This is a genomic window from uncultured Caballeronia sp. (assembly GCF_964243625.1).
Classification (GTDB): domain Bacteria; phylum Pseudomonadota; class Gammaproteobacteria; order Burkholderiales; family Burkholderiaceae; genus Caballeronia.
In genome coordinates this window covers 1-15,999 of the sequence record NZ_CAXTGZ010000087.1, presented here as the reverse complement: position 1 = coordinate 15,999, position 15,999 = coordinate 1, and the positions used below count along the sequence as shown (strand labels likewise).

General features: G+C 60.2%; 11 protein-coding genes and 1 pseudogene. 6 read left to right on the top strand and 6 right to left on the bottom strand.

All coding sequences use genetic code 11. The features are described 5' to 3' along the window. On the bottom strand, positions 1-1,316 hold a 1,316-nt coding region (locus ACFFAR_RS08550; RefSeq protein ID WP_375507749.1), incomplete at its 3' end, for a NarK family nitrate/nitrite MFS transporter. A 16-nt stretch (positions 1,317-1,332) separates the two neighbouring features. Further along, complete coding sequence (locus ACFFAR_RS08545) at positions 1,333-2,622, bottom strand: nitrate/nitrite transporter (protein WP_375507748.1); 1,290 nt, start codon at positions 2,620-2,622, stop codon at positions 1,333-1,335. 232 nt (positions 2,623-2,854) lie between these two features. Here ACFFAR_RS08545 and ACFFAR_RS08540 point away from each other — a divergent pair, with 232 nt between their 5' ends. Continuing rightward, the gene (locus ACFFAR_RS08540; RefSeq protein ID WP_174363954.1) at positions 2,855-5,410 is read left to right on the top strand and encodes an adenosylcobalamin-dependent ribonucleoside-diphosphate reductase; all 2,556 of its coding nucleotides are present in this window, start codon (positions 2,855-2,857) and stop codon (positions 5,408-5,410) included. Between the two features lie 61 nt (positions 5,411-5,471). Here the strand turns inward: ACFFAR_RS08540 and ACFFAR_RS08535 are convergent, their stop codons facing one another. The 3 genes and pseudogenes from ACFFAR_RS08535 to ACFFAR_RS08525 form a co-directional block, all read right to left on the bottom strand. Continuing rightward, a complete protein-coding gene (locus tag ACFFAR_RS08535; RefSeq protein WP_256701155.1) occupies positions 5,472-5,600 on the bottom strand; it encodes a hypothetical protein in 129 nt (42 codons plus the stop codon). Between the two features lie 48 nt (positions 5,601-5,648). Continuing rightward, on the bottom strand, positions 5,649-6,002 hold the full coding sequence (locus ACFFAR_RS08530; RefSeq protein ID WP_062171247.1) for a DUF4148 domain-containing protein: 354 nt from the start codon (positions 6,000-6,002) through the stop codon (positions 5,649-5,651). Between the two features lie 440 nt (positions 6,003-6,442). Then, positions 6,443-7,372 (bottom strand): annotated as a pseudogene (locus ACFFAR_RS08525) (LysR family transcriptional regulator); the annotation flags it as partial. Positions 7,373-7,579: 207 nt separating this feature from the next. Between ACFFAR_RS08525 and ACFFAR_RS08520 the strand changes: the two are divergent. The 5 genes from ACFFAR_RS08520 to ACFFAR_RS08500 all read left to right on the top strand — a co-directional run bounded on the left by ACFFAR_RS08520 (position 7,580) and on the right by ACFFAR_RS08500 (position 14,866). Further along, a complete protein-coding gene (locus tag ACFFAR_RS08520) occupies positions 7,580-8,443 on the top strand; it encodes an alpha/beta hydrolase (protein WP_375507747.1) in 864 nt (287 codons plus the stop codon). Positions 8,444-8,482: 39 nt separating this feature from the next. Then, positions 8,483-9,667 (top strand): efflux RND transporter periplasmic adaptor subunit, encoded by a 1,185-nt coding sequence (locus tag ACFFAR_RS08515; protein ID WP_062171245.1) that lies wholly within the window; start codon positions 8,483-8,485, stop codon positions 9,665-9,667. A 118-nt stretch (positions 9,668-9,785) separates the two neighbouring features. Next, a complete protein-coding gene (locus ACFFAR_RS08510; RefSeq protein ID WP_375507746.1) occupies positions 9,786-12,980 on the top strand; it encodes an efflux RND transporter permease subunit in 3,195 nt (1,064 codons plus the stop codon). An 11-nt stretch (positions 12,981-12,991) separates the two neighbouring features. Next, positions 12,992-14,530, top strand: a complete 1,539-nt coding sequence (locus ACFFAR_RS08505; protein ID WP_062171241.1) for an efflux transporter outer membrane subunit — start codon at positions 12,992-12,994, stop codon at positions 14,528-14,530. A 102-nt stretch (positions 14,531-14,632) separates the two neighbouring features. After that, positions 14,633-14,866, top strand: coding sequence for a hypothetical protein (locus ACFFAR_RS08500; protein WP_174365160.1), 234 nt, complete (start codon positions 14,633-14,635; stop codon positions 14,864-14,866). Between the two features lie 7 nt (positions 14,867-14,873). Here the strand turns inward: ACFFAR_RS08500 and ppk2 are convergent, their stop codons facing one another. Next, on the bottom strand, positions 14,874-15,770 hold the full coding sequence (ppk2, locus tag ACFFAR_RS08495; RefSeq protein WP_062003145.1) for a polyphosphate kinase 2: 897 nt from the start codon (positions 15,768-15,770) through the stop codon (positions 14,874-14,876). Between the last annotated feature and the right edge of the window lie 229 nt (positions 15,771-15,999).

The window sequence follows — 15,999 nt, the reverse complement described above, 5'->3', positions numbered from 1 at the left end:
GCGATGAACACATACAGCGCGGGAACGGCCGAGCCGGTCATGTCGAGCGCCGTACCAAAGGTTTTGGGAATGAAGAAGCCGCCGTACGCGCCGATTGCTGCGGAGAAGCCCAGCACGGCCGCGGATTCCTTCGCGGCGTTGTGAAGCGCCTGGCGCTGGGCAGCGTCGTCGAGCCCTTTGGCTGCGCGCTGATGCTGGGTCATGAAGATCACCGGGATCATGCGGAAAGTCGAGCCATTGCCGATACCCGCCAGCATGAACAACACGATGAACGCGCCGAGGAAGCCGGCGAAGTTGCCGCTTGATCCTGCGCCCGGCATGAACGAAATGACGACGAATACCGAGGCGATCATGCCGACGAACGTCCACAACGTCACTCGCGCGCCGCCCAGGCGGTCCGAGATCCATCCTCCGACAGGACGCGTCAGCGCGCCTGCGAGCGGCCCGAGGAACGCATAGGCGGTCGAGTTGATCGATGGGAATTGCGCCTTGGTCAAGAGCGCGAAGCCTGCCGAGAAACCAATGAAGGAACCGAACGTGCCGATATACAGCCAGCACATCAACCAGTTGTGCATGCGCTTGAAGATTACGGCCTGATCGGCGAAAGAGGCTTTCGCGTCGGCGATATCGTTCATGCCGAACCACGCGGCAATCGACGAAACGATAATGAACGGCACCCAGATGAAGCCCGCGTTCTGCAGCCAGATGCCATGCTCGACGCCTTCCTTGACGAAGGTTTGGCCGCCGCCTGCGAAGGAGGCGAACGCGGCCGTGGCGATCACGATCGGCGTCACGAACTGCACCAGCGACACCCCCAGGTTGCCGATGCCCGCATTCAGTCCTGTCGCCAGCCCTTTTCTGGCTTTGGGAAAAAAGAAGCTGATGTTGGCCATCGACGAGCTGAAGTTCGCGCCGCCAAACCCGCACAGCAACGCGAGTACGAGCATGGTGGAATAGCTCGTGGCCGGATCGCGCAACGCGAAGCCCATGCCAAGAGCAGGAATCAGCAGCGTGGCCGTGGAGACGGCGGTAAAGCGCCGGCCGCCGAAAATGGGTACGAGAAACGAATAGAAGATGCGCAGCGTGGCGCCGGAAAGCGCGGGCAACGCGGTCAGCCAGAACAATTCGTTCTTGGTGAAGTGGAAGCCGCCCTTGTCGAGGTTGACGACCACGACGCTCCACAACGACCACACGGCGAACGCGAGCATCAGCGCGGGGATCGAGATCCACAGGTTGCGGTTGGCAATCGCCGAGCCGCGTGTTTTCCAGAAAGCCGGATCTTCCGGCTCCCAATTTTTCAGCACATGGTTGGACATGGTTTCAGCCGATGGGTTAGGTGGATGCGCGTGGCTCGACAGCCGTGCCATGCGCGCGAAAAGAGAAATGCATCCAGATGAGGCTGACAGCCGTCGCGCCGAAAAGCAGCATGAAACACGAGCTGCTGACGCCGGTCAGGTCGGCGAGCACGCCGAAAAGAATCGGCAGCGCGAAACCCGCCAGACCGCCCGCAAGCCCGACCACGCCGGACACTGCGCCGATGTTGCCGGTGTATTCATCGGAGACGAATTTGAAGACCGAGGCCTTGCCGATCGCCATGGCAATGCCGACGGTGAACATCAGCACGGTGAACAGCGTGGGAGAAATGGCGATGTTGAACGCGAGCGGGCCTCGGGCCGATTGCACGATCAGGTCGGTGTCGGGATAGCTTAGAAAGAAGAAGCAGGCGAGCACGGTCCACATCACGACCCAGGTCGTTTTTTGCGCGCCGAAGCGGTCCGAGAGCCATCCGCCGACCGCGCGCAGTACGCCGCCGGGCAACGAGAAACACGCAGCGAGCAGCGCCGCCTGTTCGATATGAAAACCGTAGTGGTTGACGTAGTAATGCGGGAGCCACAGCGCGAGGCCCACATAACCGCCGAACACGACCGAGTAGTACTGCGAGTAGCGCCATGCGCGGCGATCTTTCATCACGCGCAACTGGCTCGAGAAACTCGGCGGATTTTCGACGCGATGTGCGGGATTAGTAGCCGAGGTCATCCAGAACACCACGGCCGTGACCAGCATTGCAATGGCGTAGACCTTCGGCACGATCATCCACGTGCCGAAGCTCACGATCAGCACCGGCGCGACGAATTTGGTCAACGCAGCGCCGCTGTTGCCGGCGCCGAAGATGCCCATTGCGAGGCCCTGGCGGTCTTTGGGGAACCAGCGCGCCACGTAGGGCGTGCCGATCGAAAAACAGGCGCCTGCGAGCCCGATCAGAAGTCCCAGCGAAATGAATTGCCAGAACTGCGTGGCATAGGTGAGCAGCCAGATGGGAATGACGGTGGCGAGCATCGTGAGGAAAAAGACGATGCGGCCACCGAAGCGGTCCGTGCAGATACCGAGCGGCACGCGTGCAAGCGAACCCGACAAAACCGGCGTGGCGGCGATCAGGCCGAATTCGGTATCGGAGAGGCCGAGCTGCGTTTTCAGCGGAATGCCGAGAATCGCGAACATCATCCAGATCGCGAAGCAGATGGTGAAAGCGAAAGTGCTCGACCACAGGACGCGCCAGGCGCGCGGATCGACTGCCGCCAAAGCGGACGGAGTAGTCGCGGGAGTCTTGCGTGAGGCCGTCATGGTGCGCGCCTGTCGATTAAGTTTGCGTTGTAGTGGGAATCGACTGCAAGATTAGGAATTGCGCGGCGTGCCGCCCATTCGCCGATGGGATGACGCGACTTCATGTCGCTCCTCCGGCGGGACTACTTCGAACGGAGTAAATCCGTGCCAAACCCAAATGGGACGGACCCGGGACGGACCCGACGCCGCAACTTCGCGACTACGCACCACCCGCTGGACATGAGGACAGGACATGGCTGAAGACGATTTGAAGCTGACGGTTTCACCGCAGCAGTTTTCCATCGACGTAATGCTGGAAAAGTACGCAAAGGGCGATGAAACCCGGATCGACGATATCTACCGGCGGGTCGCGCGAGGCGTGGCGCTCGCGGAACCCGAGGCGCTTCGCAAGCAGGCCGAGACGGCGTTTTTCGAGAATTTCCAGCGCGGCGCGCTGGGCGCCGGGCGCATCATGAGCGCGGCAGGGACGGGAATCCAGGCAACGCTCATCAACTGCTTCGTGCAGCCGGTGGGCGACGCGATTCAGGGCATCGACGAAAACGGCTTGCCGGGCATTTACGTGGCGTTGCTGCAGGCCGCCGAAACCATGCGGCGCGGCGGCGGCGTGGGTTACAACTTTTCCGCCATCAGGCCGAAAGGGGCGCGCGTGCATTCGACGGGTTCATCGGCGTCGGGTCCGTGCAGTTATATGGACGTATTCGATGCATCGTGCAGGACCGTGGAAAGCGCGGGCTCGCGACGCGGCGCGCAGATGGGCATTCTCGACTGCACGCACCCCGACTTGCTGGAGTTCATCGCGGCGAAGCATGTGAAGGGGCGCTGGAACAACTTCAATGTATCGGTCGCGGTGACCGACGAGTTCATGCAGGCCGTGTCCGACGACGCGTCGTGGCAACTCGTGCATCGCGCGGAACCGTCGCCCGCGTTCAAGGCTTCCGCCGACTCACATCAGCGTGACGACGGTTTGTGGGTGTACCGCGAGGTGCAGGCGCGTGAAGTGTGGGACACGATCATGCGTTCGACTCATGACGTGGCGGAGCCCGGCGTGGTCTTCATGTCGCGCATGAACGACGACAACAACCTGCGCGCCGTGGAAACGATTCGTGCGACAAATCCGTGTGGCGAGCAGCCTTTGCCCGCGTATGGATGCTGCAATCTCGGGCCGCTGAACCTGACGCGTTTCGTGCGCGATCCGTTCGCGCAGCGGCATGGCGGCACGCCGGTCTTCGACTGGGATGCGCTTGCCAAGAGCACACGCACGCAGGTTCGTTTTCTCGATGACGTGCTCGACGTGACGCTCTGGCCGCTGCCGGAGCAGGACAAGGAAGCGCAGGACAAGCGGCGCATCGGCGTTGGTTTTACAGGACTCGGCGATACGCTCGTGATGCTCGGTGTTCGCTACAACTCGAAAGAGGGACGCGAATTCGCGGCGCGCGTGGCGCGGACGATGCGCGATGAGGCGTATCGTGCATCGGTTGATCTCGCGCGTGAGCGCGGCGCGTTTGCGCTCTTCAATGCAGAAAAGTATCTTGAAACAGGCACTTTTGCGTCACGTCTTCCCGATGACCTCAAGGATGAAATCCGCCGCGACGGCATCCGCAACAGCCATCTGCTTTCCATTGCACCGACGGGGACCGTGAGCCTTGCGTTCGCGGACAACGCGTCGAACGGAATCGAACCCGCGTTCTCGTGGAGCTATACCCGCACGAAGCGCATGGCCGATGGCAGCAGGCAATCGTTCGCGGTCGAGGATCATGCGTACCGGTTGTATCGTGAGCTTGGGGGCGATGTGAAGGCGCTACCCGACTACTTCGTCAGCGCGCTCGACATGTCCGCGCACGATCATCTGGAGATGATGGCGGCGGTTCAGCCGTTCGTGGATACATCGATTTCGAAGACCGTCAATGTCCCCGCCGATTATCCCTTCGATGCCTTCAAGGATCTCTACTTCGATGCATGGCGTCGCGGGCTGAAAGGGCTCGCCACTTACAGGCCCAATGAAACCCTTGGCGCGGTACTCTCAGTCACCCCCGAGACGCCGGCGGTCGTTGCTTCCGATCCATCCGATGCAGCCGACTCGGAAGTGCAACTCGATCCGTTGCGCATTGCCATCGATCACCGGCCGCGCGGTGAATTGCCGGCGATCATCGAAAAAGTGGAGTACCTCACGCAAGCGGGCAAGAAGTCGCTATACGTGGCGGTGTCCTTCATGGAGATCACGGGGCGGCTTGGCGGTGAAGATGTCACCATCGAGCGGCCTATCGAGTTCTTCATTCCAACGGGTCAGCGCGATGAATCGCAGCAGTGGATCACGGCGACCATGCGCTCGTTGTCGCTTGCTGCGCGTGGCGGGTTTGTCGCACGCAACTTGCAGGACATGCGCAAGGTGTCATGGGATCGCGGCCAAGTGCGTCTGGGCGATGTAGAGCATCTCGATGGACACAGGTCACCGCGCTGGCACGATTCCGAAGTCGCGGCGCTCGCGTATGCGATCCAGCAGATTTTGCATCGGCGCGGATTTCTCGATGTCGAAGGCGGACAAGTACCGTCGCGCTTGCTTGCTCAACGCCGCAAGGACTCGGCGCAGGCCACGCAGGACGTGCCCGCTTCCGCTGGTGAAGACAACGACATCACGACCGTTGTAGAAGAGAACGCGGATGCCGCCAACCCTCACGCATTGCTGCCGATCCCGGGCCGTAAATGCCCGACATGCGGCGCCAACGCGATGATTCGCAAGGACGGCTGCGACTTCTGTACTGCGTGCGGTGAAGTAGGGGCTTGCGGATAACGCCGGCCTGATCTTTTATTGACCGCGGACTTCGTGAGTCTGCGGTCAATGCTTCCCACCTTCAACCTTCCACTTCTACAGCAACTTCTTCCCGGGCAAGCTGAGGCCTGAACGGCTTCCACAACGGCTGCGCTTCGGGCAACCAGTCATCGAGTGCGGAGAAGTCTTCCAGCGGTGCTAGATCATCCATGATCGGCTCCTGTGTGTTCAAAGCACATTCAATGCACATTCAAGGCGATTACTGGATTCGTGCCTTGCCGCTTTGCGTGACCGACCCGTTGGCAAATTCGACTATCGAACGATTGCGTTCTTCTGCGAGCGCCGCGTCACGAGCGCGTTGATCGTGCTGAGCGGCGATCGCGATACCTGCCATGCTGCGATCCGGATACGTGTTCCGGTTCAATGCGGGCAGTGTTCCGTTTGCATAAGAAGCGGCGAGTTCGGCGCGGACCTGTTCGCGAGTCATGGTGCTTTGCGACGTCGTTGCGGTTTGATAGGTTCCGGCGCGCCCGATGCCGCCATCGGCAAAGGCGGTCGTTGCAACGAGTGCGGATACGGCGGAAAGCGAGAGCGCTGCGATTGCGGTTTTCACGGTGATGCTCCTGTCGGTTCAAGCGAAGGCATGAATCAGATCGATGCCATTCGAATAGATGCACGGGCAGTCAGCGGCAAATGCGATGTGCCGCGCTGCGACAGGACGAAATGTAGTCAACCGCGACTGCGGGATAAATGATGCTTAGGCGAATTGATTAATCACGAGATCCGAACAATCGCAAAGCGCCTTATTCCAAGGGGTTTTGGAGAAAAGCTATCGGTGCGATAGGGGCTTAAGCCCTTACACTGAGGATGGTTGAAAGTGCTGAATTAAATTGCCGACCGGCGCGACGTTGCAAAAGAAAGGGGTTTATTCGTTGTAAAAAGCCCGCGAATAAACCCCTTCAATAAGCGCTCTTAAACGACCACTTCAGCGGTTCCAGCAACATCCGGTGTTCCGTGCTTGACGATAACCGAACGCGGTGTCGCTGTCGGTAAGCAGCGCTCTTCCGCATCTTCCTGACCGGACAACAACGGGCAACGCTCGAACAATTCGGCGGCCCAGTCGACGAACACGCGCACTTTGGGCGACAAGTGCCGGTTATGGGGATACACGACCGAAATAGGCATGGGCAACGGCTTCCATTGCGGCAGCACTTCGACCAGCTCACCCGAACGCAGGTACGGCAGCGCCATGAATCGTGCGATCTGCACGAGCCCGACGCCCTTCACGCCGCAAGCCAGATAAGCCTCTGCATCGTTCACCGCGATGGCGCCACGCATCTTCACATCGACAGATTTCCCATCGATGACGAAATCCATATCCATCACGCGGCCGGTACGGCTGGAAAAATAATTCACCGCCGTGTGCTGCTGCAATTCCTCGATGGTATGCGGCACGCCATGCAGTTCAAGATAATCCGGGCTCGCCGCGGTCAGCCCTTGAAAAACGCCAATCCTTCTTGCAACAAGACTAGAATCCTGCAAAGTCCCCACGCGAATCACGCAGTCCACGCCTTCCTGAATCAGGTCGACCGGTTTGTCGCCGAATCCGATCATCAGCTCGATATCCGGATAACGCGTATGGAATTCACATAATTGGGGCATGACGATCATTCGTCCGATCGACCCCGGCATATCGATCCGCAATTTGCCGCGCGGACCTTTTCCTGTATTGGCGAATGAACTCTCGGTTTCTTCAATGTCCGCGAGAATCCGCACGCAGCGCTCATAGTAAGCAGCACCGTCGGGTGTGAGGTTCAAGCGTCGTGTCGTACGTTGCAGAAGACGCACGTTAAGAAACGCTTCAAGGTTTTGAATAATCGTCGTTACCGAGGCGCGAGGCATATCCAGCGTGTCTGCAGCGCGCGAAAAACTATTGGTATCGACGACTCTTGTAAACACCTGCATAGCTTGTAGCCGGTCCATTTTTCTCTCACCGTCAAATCTTTGCAGCGCATGGAATAAAGCCGCTGCGAGGATGTTGTAGGAATGGGCAGTGTCAAATTGATCGTGATTGTTCAGCGCGACCGAATTGTGTTGCCGGATTATAGGCATTTATTTCGAAAGACGTAGACCTCAGAATTCGTCCCATCGCAATCAAGGTGGGATGGCGCGGACGCGCTGAAAATAACCATGGCATCGACGCTGGATCTGGGCCTCTGCATAGAGGATGTTCGAATCGCGGGACATGCGCAACCCATAACCTTGCGCAGTTATCGCCCCGCATCGGACGGCACCGTCCTGCCGGTCGTGCTTTATTTTCATGGCGGCGGGTTTGTTCGCGGCACGCTCGACGACGCGGATATCGCAGCGACGACCATTGCCCGCGATACCCCCGCGTGGGTCGTCTCGGTCGGTTATTCGCTCGCGCCGGCCTTTCCTTTTCCGGCGGCGCCCGAAGACGCATACCGGGCGGCGCAGTGGGTGGTGGCGAACGCCCGTGCACAAGGGGCCGATGCAAATCGCATCGGCGTGGCGGGACACGATGCAGGCGGCAACTTAGCCACGTGTCTTGCGGCGATTGCCCGGGACCGCGGTGACATCGCAATCCACGCGCAAGCGTTGCTCGCGCCCTTGCTGGACCCGAGCATGACGCGCATGGCCGACGAGAACAAGGCGCTGTCACCGGACATCTGCGCGTCCGAGTGCGCGCAGTGTTACCGGGCGTATCTGCCCAATGCTTCGCAACGGCTTCATCCGTATGCGGCGCCGCTGGAATCGAGGCGTCTTGCAGGACTGCCGCCGGCATTGATCGCGAGCGCCCAGCATGACCTGTTGCATATCGAGGCCGAGAAATACGCCGGCGAACTGATCGCGGCGGGCGTGCCGACTGAAGTGACGCGCCACGTCGACGCATCGCATTACGGGCTGGTCACGGATCCCTCCGCGCTCGCCGACGTGGTCGCGTTCTTCAGGAAGCGGCTGCGGGATAGGACCGACCATGCGCAGCGGCCAGGGCACACGCGCGCCAAGCCGAAGACGCATGCAGCACACTAAAAATTTAAAACAATCTCAACGACTTTATTGGAGCATCGCATGTCCATCACTCGCAAACGAATTACCGTCGCGCTAGGGGCGACGCTGGTCGTGGCAGGCATCGGCACATACACTGCCATGCACGGTTTCGGCCTGCCGGTCAACAACGCCGAGGCCGCGGTCCAGGCCGCGCCGCCCGCAACGGAAGTGGATGTCGCCACCGTGGTCTCGAAGACCATCACCGACTACCAGAACTATTCGGGGCGCCTCGAAGCCGTCGATAAAGTCGATATCCGGCCGCTCGTGCCCGGCACGATCGTAGCCGTGCATTTCACCGACGGCGCGCTGGTCAAGAAGGGCGATCCGCTCTTCACGATCGACCCGCGTCCGTACGTGGCGGCGGTCGACCAGGCTGCGGCGCAACTCGCGGCGGCTCAGGCGCGCAACGGTTATACATCGACCGATGCGGCGCGCGCCGAGCGTTTGCTCACGGACAATGCGATCGCCAAACGCGATTACGACGAGAAGCAGAACGCCGCGCACGAGGCGGCGGCCAACCTGAAGGCGGCGCAAGCGGCGCTCGAAACCGCGAAGATCAACCTGACGTACACGCATATCGTGGCGCCGGTGTCGGGTCGCGTATCGCGTGCGGAAATGACTGTGGGCAATATTGTTTCCACCGGTTCCAGCGCGCCGTTGCTGACCACTTTGGTTTCGGTCTCGCCCATCTACGCATCGTTTGATGTCGATGAACAAACCTACCTGCGTTACCTGAGCCGCGACTCACGCTCAAGCGTGCCGGTTTCGCTCGGCCTTGCAAATGAAGATGGTTTCTCGCGCGAAGGCAAGGTGGCATCGGTCGATAACCAACTGGATACCGGCTCGGGCACCATCCGCGTGCGTGCCCGTTTCGACAACAACGACGGTTCCCTGCTGCCGGGGCTCTATGCCCGCATCAAGGTCGGCGGCGGGACGCCGCATCCGGCAGTGCTGATCGAAGATGCCGCTATCGGTACGGACCAGGACAAGAAATTCGTCATGGTCGTCGATAAAGACAGCCGCGTTCAATACCGTGAAGTCACGCTCGGCACCCAGAGCGATGGTTTGCGCGTGATCGTGAAGGGCTTGCAGCCGGGCGAACGGATCGTGGTGAACGGTCTGCAGCGCGTGCGTCCGAACGATGTCGTGAAACCCAACGCGGTAGCAATGGCGAGTGCGTCGCCGGCAACAAAACAAGCTTCATAAGACGCGCTTTATAGCCGCTTAACGGTGGCTCCTGGTGTGCGTGACAGCGGCGAGTTCCGGTACGGGACACGCTGCGGGAAACGCGCGCGCAGCCTCTCATGCTTATAAAGAAATCGTCATGAACATTTCCAAGTTTTTCATCGACCGCCCGATCTTTGCGGGCGTGCTGTCGGTGCTCATCCTGCTGGCGGGTGTCATCGCCATGTTCAAGCTGCCGATCTCCGAGTATCCGGAAGTCGTGCCGCCGTCCGTGGTCGTCCATGCGCAATATCCGGGCGCAAACCCGAAGGTGATTGCTGAAACGGTGGCGTCGCCATTGGAAGAGCAGATCAACGGCGTGGAAGACATGCTGTACATGCAGTCGCAGGCGAACAGCGACGGCAACCTGAACATCACGGTGACGTTCAAGCTCGGCACGGACCCGGACAAGGCACAGCAACTGGTGCAGAACCGCGTGTCGCAAGCGTTGCCGCGTTTGCCGGAAGACGTGACGCGTCTTGGCGTGACGACGATCAAGTCGTCGCCGACGCTCACCATGGTGGTTCACCTGAACTCGCCGAATAACCGTTACGACATGACGTATCTGCGCAACTACGCGCTGATCAACGTGAAGGACCGGCTGGAGCGGATTCAGGGCGTGGGGCAGGTTCAGCTCTGGGGCTCGGGCGATTATTCGATGCGCATCTGGCTCGATCCGCAGAAAGTCGCGCAACGCGGCATGACGGCGACCGATGTGGTGAACGCGATTCGCGAGCAGAACGTGCAGGTGGCGGCTGGTGTGATCGGTTCATCGCCGACCTTGCCGAACGTGCCGTTGCAGTTGAACGTGAACGCACAGGGGCGCTTGCAGACCGAACAGGAATTCCGCGACATCGTGCTGAAGACTTCGCCTGACGGCGCCGTCACGTACCTGCATGACGTGGCGCGCGTTGAACTGGCGGCATCGGAATATGGACTGCGTTCGTTGCTCGACAACAAGACCGCGGTCGCGATGGCGATCAACCAGCAGCCGGGCGCGAATTCGCTGCAGATCTCCGACACGGTCCGCAAGACCATGAAGGAACTGCAGGCGGACATGCCCGCGGGCGTGGAATACCAGATCGTGTATGACCCGACGCAGTTCGTGCGCTCGAGTATCGACGCGGTGATCCACACGCTGGCCGAAGCCATTGCGCTGGTCGTGCTGGTAGTGATCGTGTTCCTGCAGACGTGGCGCGCATCGATCATTCCGTTGTTGGCCGTTCCGGTTTCGATCATCGGTACGTTCTCGTTGTTGCTCGCGTTTGGATTCTCGATCAACGCGTTGTCACTCTTCGGGATGGTGCTTGCCATCGGGATCGTGGTCGACGATGCGATCGTGGTGGTGGAGAACGTCGAGCGCAATATCGAGGCCGGCTTGTCGGCGCGGGAGGCGACCTACCAGGCAATGCGAGAGGTGAGCGGGCCAATCGTCGCGATTGCGCTGACGCTGACCGCCGTGTTCGTGCCGCTCGCATTCATGTCGGGCCTGACAGGTCAGTTCTACAAGCAGTTTGCGATGACCATCGCCATCTCGACGGTGATCTCCGCGTTCAACTCGCTTACCTTGTCGCCGGCGCTCGCAGCAATGTTGCTGAAGGGCCACGACGAACCGAAGGACTGGCTCACACGCGGCATGGATCGCGTGTTCGGCGGATTCTTCCGGCAGTTCAACAAGGTCTTCAAACGCGGTTCGGAGAAATACGGCAAGGGCGTGACGGGTGTCATCAACCGCAAGGCCGTGATGGTCGGCATTTATGTCGTGCTGCTGGCAGGCGCGGTGATGATGGGCAAGGTCGTGCCGGGCGGCTTCGTGCCCGCGCAGGACAAGGAGTACCTGATCAGCTTTGCGCAACTGCCCAACGGTGCATCGCTGGATCGTACCGAAGCGGTGATCCGCCAGATGACGGAGATCGCGCGCAAGACGCCGGGCGTGCAAAGCGCGGTGGAGTTTCCGGGTTTGTCGGTGAATGGCTTCACCAACTCGTCGAGCGCCGGCGTTGTGTTCGTGACGCTCAAGCCATTCGACGAACGCAAGGGCCGCGCGCTGTCAGCCGGTGCAATCGCGGGTTCCCTGAATCAGCAGTACGCCGTGATCAAGGGGTCCTTCATTGCCGTGTTCCCGCCGCCGCCGGTTCTGGGTCTCGGTACGTTGGGTGGTTTCAAGCTGCAACTGGAAGACCGTGGCGCCCTGGGGTATGCCGCATTGAACGACGCCACGCAGGCGTTCATCAAACGCGCATCGCAGTCGCCTGAACTCGGCCCGACGTTCTCGAGCTATCAGATCAACGTGCCGCAATTGAACGTGGATCTGGACCGGGTAAAGGCAAAGCAACTGGGCGTGTCCGTCACCGATGTTTTCAGCACGATGCAGGTGTATCTCGGCTCGTTGTACGTGAACGACTTCAACCGCTTCGGCCGTGTGTATCAGGTGCGGGTGCAGGCGGATGCGCCGTTCCGCGCGAACACGGAAGACATCGGCTTGCTGAAGACGCGCAATGCGAACGGCGAAATGGTGCCGCTCTCGTCGCTCGTGAAGGTGACGCCGACTTACGGTCCGGAAATGGTGGTGCGCTACAACGGCTATACCTCAGCCGACATCAACGGTGGGCCGGCTCCGGGTTATTCGTCCGGTCAGGCGCAAGCCGCAGTGGAACGCATCGCAGCCGAAACGCTGCCGCGCGGCATCAAGTTCGAATGGACCGACCTGACGTATCAGCAAATCCTCGCGGGCAATGCAGCGTTGTGGGTGTTCCCGATCAGCGTGCTGCTGGTGTTCCTGGTGCTGGCTGCGCTCTATGAAAGCCTGACGCTGCCGCTCGCCGTGATCCTGATCGTGCCCATGAGCATTCTCTCGGCGCTGGTCGGTGTATGGCTCACAGGTGGCGACAACAACATCTTCACGCAGATTGGCTTGATGGTGCTGGTGGGCTTGTCGGCGAAGAACGCCATTTTGATTGTCGAGTTTGCGCGTGAGCTGGAGATGCAGGGACGCTCCATTGTGGAAGCCGCGATTGAAGCAAGCCGTCTGCGTCTGCGTCCGATTCTGATGACGTCGATCGCTTTCATCATGGGCGTGGTGCCGCTGGTGATTTCGTCGGGCGCCGGTTCGGAGATGCGTCACGCGATGGGCGTGGCGGTGTTCTTCGGCATGCTCGGTGTGACCTTGTTCGGCCTGATGCTTACGCCGGTGTTTTATGTGCTGTTGAGAAAGCTGGCTGGCGGCGAGCATCTCGTCGACAAGCACGGCCACAATCCGCACATGCGCGGTGTCAATGCTTCGCTCGAAGCATGAGAGAAATTGAAATGAAAACGCTGAATATCAAACGATGGCTGGGATTGTCGGCGCTGCTCGGGTCGTTGCTGGTCGTCGCGGGCTGCTCGCTCGCACCGACTTATGCCAGGCCTGACGTGAAGGAGCCGGCTGCGTTCAAGGAAACATCGCAGACGGTGCTTGCCGCATCCGAGCAGGGCACGTGGAAGACGGCGCAACCGTCGGAGCAGGTGATGCGCGGCGAATGGTGGACCGTCTTCAACGACGACACCTTGAACGACCTCGAACGCCAGGCCGCCGATGCCAACCAGAACCTGAAAGCTGCAGCGGCGCGCGTGTCGGAATCGCGTGCAATCAACCAGACGGCGCGGGCGGGCTTGTTCCCGACGCTCGACGCAGGTTTTGGCCCGACGCGCGAGCGGCTGTCGCCGGCGTCGCAATTCCTGCCGCAGAACACCAACGTGCCGTCGCAGACCTTGTGGCGCGCGCAGGCGAGTGCATCGTACGAAGTCGATCTGTTTGGGCGCGTATCGGATTCGGTGAAGGCGGCAAACGCCGATACCGCGCAAAGCGAAGCGCTATTCCGCTCGGTACAACTTGCCTTGCAAGCGGACGTTGCGCAGAACTACTTCAACTTGCGCGAACTCGATGCCGAAAACGATGTGTTCGCACGCACGGTCGCATTGCGGGAACAAAGCCTGAAGCTCGTGCAGCATCGCTTTGCAGAGGGCGACATCAGCGAGCTCGACGTTGCACGTTCGCGTTCCGAGCTTGCGAGCGCCAGGTCCGACGCCATGACGGTGCAGCGCATGCGGGCTGCATCGGAACATAGCCTTGCCGTGTTGCTGGGCAAGTCGGCGTCGCAGTTCACCATGGCCGCCAACCCGCTGACGCCCGTCGATATCAAGATTCCACCGGGCTTGCCTTCGTCGTTGCTTGAACGCCGTCCGGATATCTCGGCAGCCGAACGCGCGATGGCGGCAGCGAATTCGCGCATCGGCGTGGCGAAGTCGGCGTTCTTCCCGTCGCTGAACATCACCGGTTCGGGTGGGTTCGAGTCGGCAACGCTCGGCGACCTGTTCAACTGGTCAAGCCGTACGTTCCTGCTCGGACCGTTCGCGGGTACGGCGCTCAATCTTCCTATCTTCGATGGCGGCCGTCGCAAGGGCAACCTCGCGAACGCACGCGCCATCTATGAAGAGGATGTGGCGAATTACCGTCAGCAGGTGCTGGTGGCGTTCCAGGAAGTGGAGGACAACCTTTCCGACCTGCGCATTCTGGAAACGCAGACGCAGACGCAAGCTGAGGCTGTGAACGCATCGAATCGCGCAGCGCAGCTCTCGCGCACGCAATACACCGAGGGCGCAATCAATTACCTCGATGTGATCGATGCCGAGCGTACCGTACTGCAGTCGCAGCGCACTGCGGTGCAACTGGCGGGCGTGCAGGCGACGTCCACGGTGAACCTGATCCGTGCGCTGGGTGGTGGCTGGGGCGATATGCCGGTGGCATCGGCTGAGCCGGCTGTTGCCGCCTCTGACGCGTCAAACGCGAGCGTGGCATCGCGATAAAAACGCGATTGTTCAAGCCGCACGACAAGTGTCTTCGATTACAGCGGGTTTATCCGGAGGCTCCCGATCCGTAGAATTCTGTTTATGGATACGGGAGCCGTCATGAAAGCATTAATTGAACGACAACTCTACCGGCCTGCCGTCGTACTTCCTCTGTTGGTCCTGATGCGCCTGATGGTGACGCTCGATTTCAACCTGATGCAAGTGACGTTCGTCGTGGTCATGAAGAGTTCGCAATACATATTCCAAGTGGTTTTCAGGCATCGCCATGACCGTGGCGATGCCCAGAAGCCGCAGCAGGTCCATGCCATGCATGAGAAGACCTGCCACTGCTGAACCTGCCTCAATACACTTCCGGAACGACCATGGTTTCCGGCACGGGCTGGCGCAAGTAGTCATCGTTGTAGACGCGGTCAGGCAATTCGATCGCCGGGTGTTCGATCTCGTGGTACGGCACCTGGCTCAACAGATGACTGATGCAATTGAGGCGAGCACGTTTCTTATCGACCGCCTGCACTACCCACCACGGCGCCTCGGGAATATGCGAGCGCGCCAGCATCACTTCCTTCGCCTGCGTATAAGCCTCCCAGCGGCGGCGGCTTTCAAGATCCATCGGACTGAGTTTCCATTGCTTGAGCGGGTCTTGGATGCGCGCCTGGAAGCGCACTTCCTGCTCGTCGTCGGTGATCGAGAACCAGTACTTCAGGATCTGCACACCGCTTCTCGCCAGCATCTTTTCGAACTCCGGCACTGAGCGGAAGAACTCTTCGTACTCGTCGTCGGTGCAAAAGTTCATCACGCGTTCCACACCCGCGCGGTTGTACCAACTGCGGTCGAACAGGACGATCTCGCCGCCCGCCGGCAAGTGCGAGACGTAACGCTGGAAATACCATTGCGTGCGCTCGCGATTGTTCGGCGCGGGCAGGGCGGCTACGCGGCACACGCGGGGATTGAGCCGCTGCGTAATGCGCTTGATCGCACCGCCCTTGCCGGCGGCGTCGCGGCCTTCGAAGATCACCACCAGACGATGTCCGCTCGCAACCACCCAGTCCTGCAACTTTACGAGTTCGCCTTGCAGCCGGAACAGCTCGCGGAAATAAACCTTGCGCTGCTCGCGCGCTTCGGCGGAAAACGCACCTTCGCCGTCGAGAATCCGGTCGTCGACTTCCATCTCCAGTTCTTCGTCGTAGCTGTCGATCAGGTCTTCTTCGAAGCGGCGCTGTTTTTCCTGCGAATTCATGAGTAGCTCCGTTGATTTGGCATGTTGGCGGCGTTCTGGTATTGCTGGGCATCGCTGGAATCAGGACGCAATCCTGCACAATGACGATTATCCGGCCGCTTGATTTCAGGAATGTTACGGCAGCAAACGCTATTCCGGGAGGCTGATTGGTCGGATGGATCATCGGCCCCGCTTTAAAACGCCAATGCGGTAGCATCGCCCCACGTCGTTACGCCAATCAGATAACCGC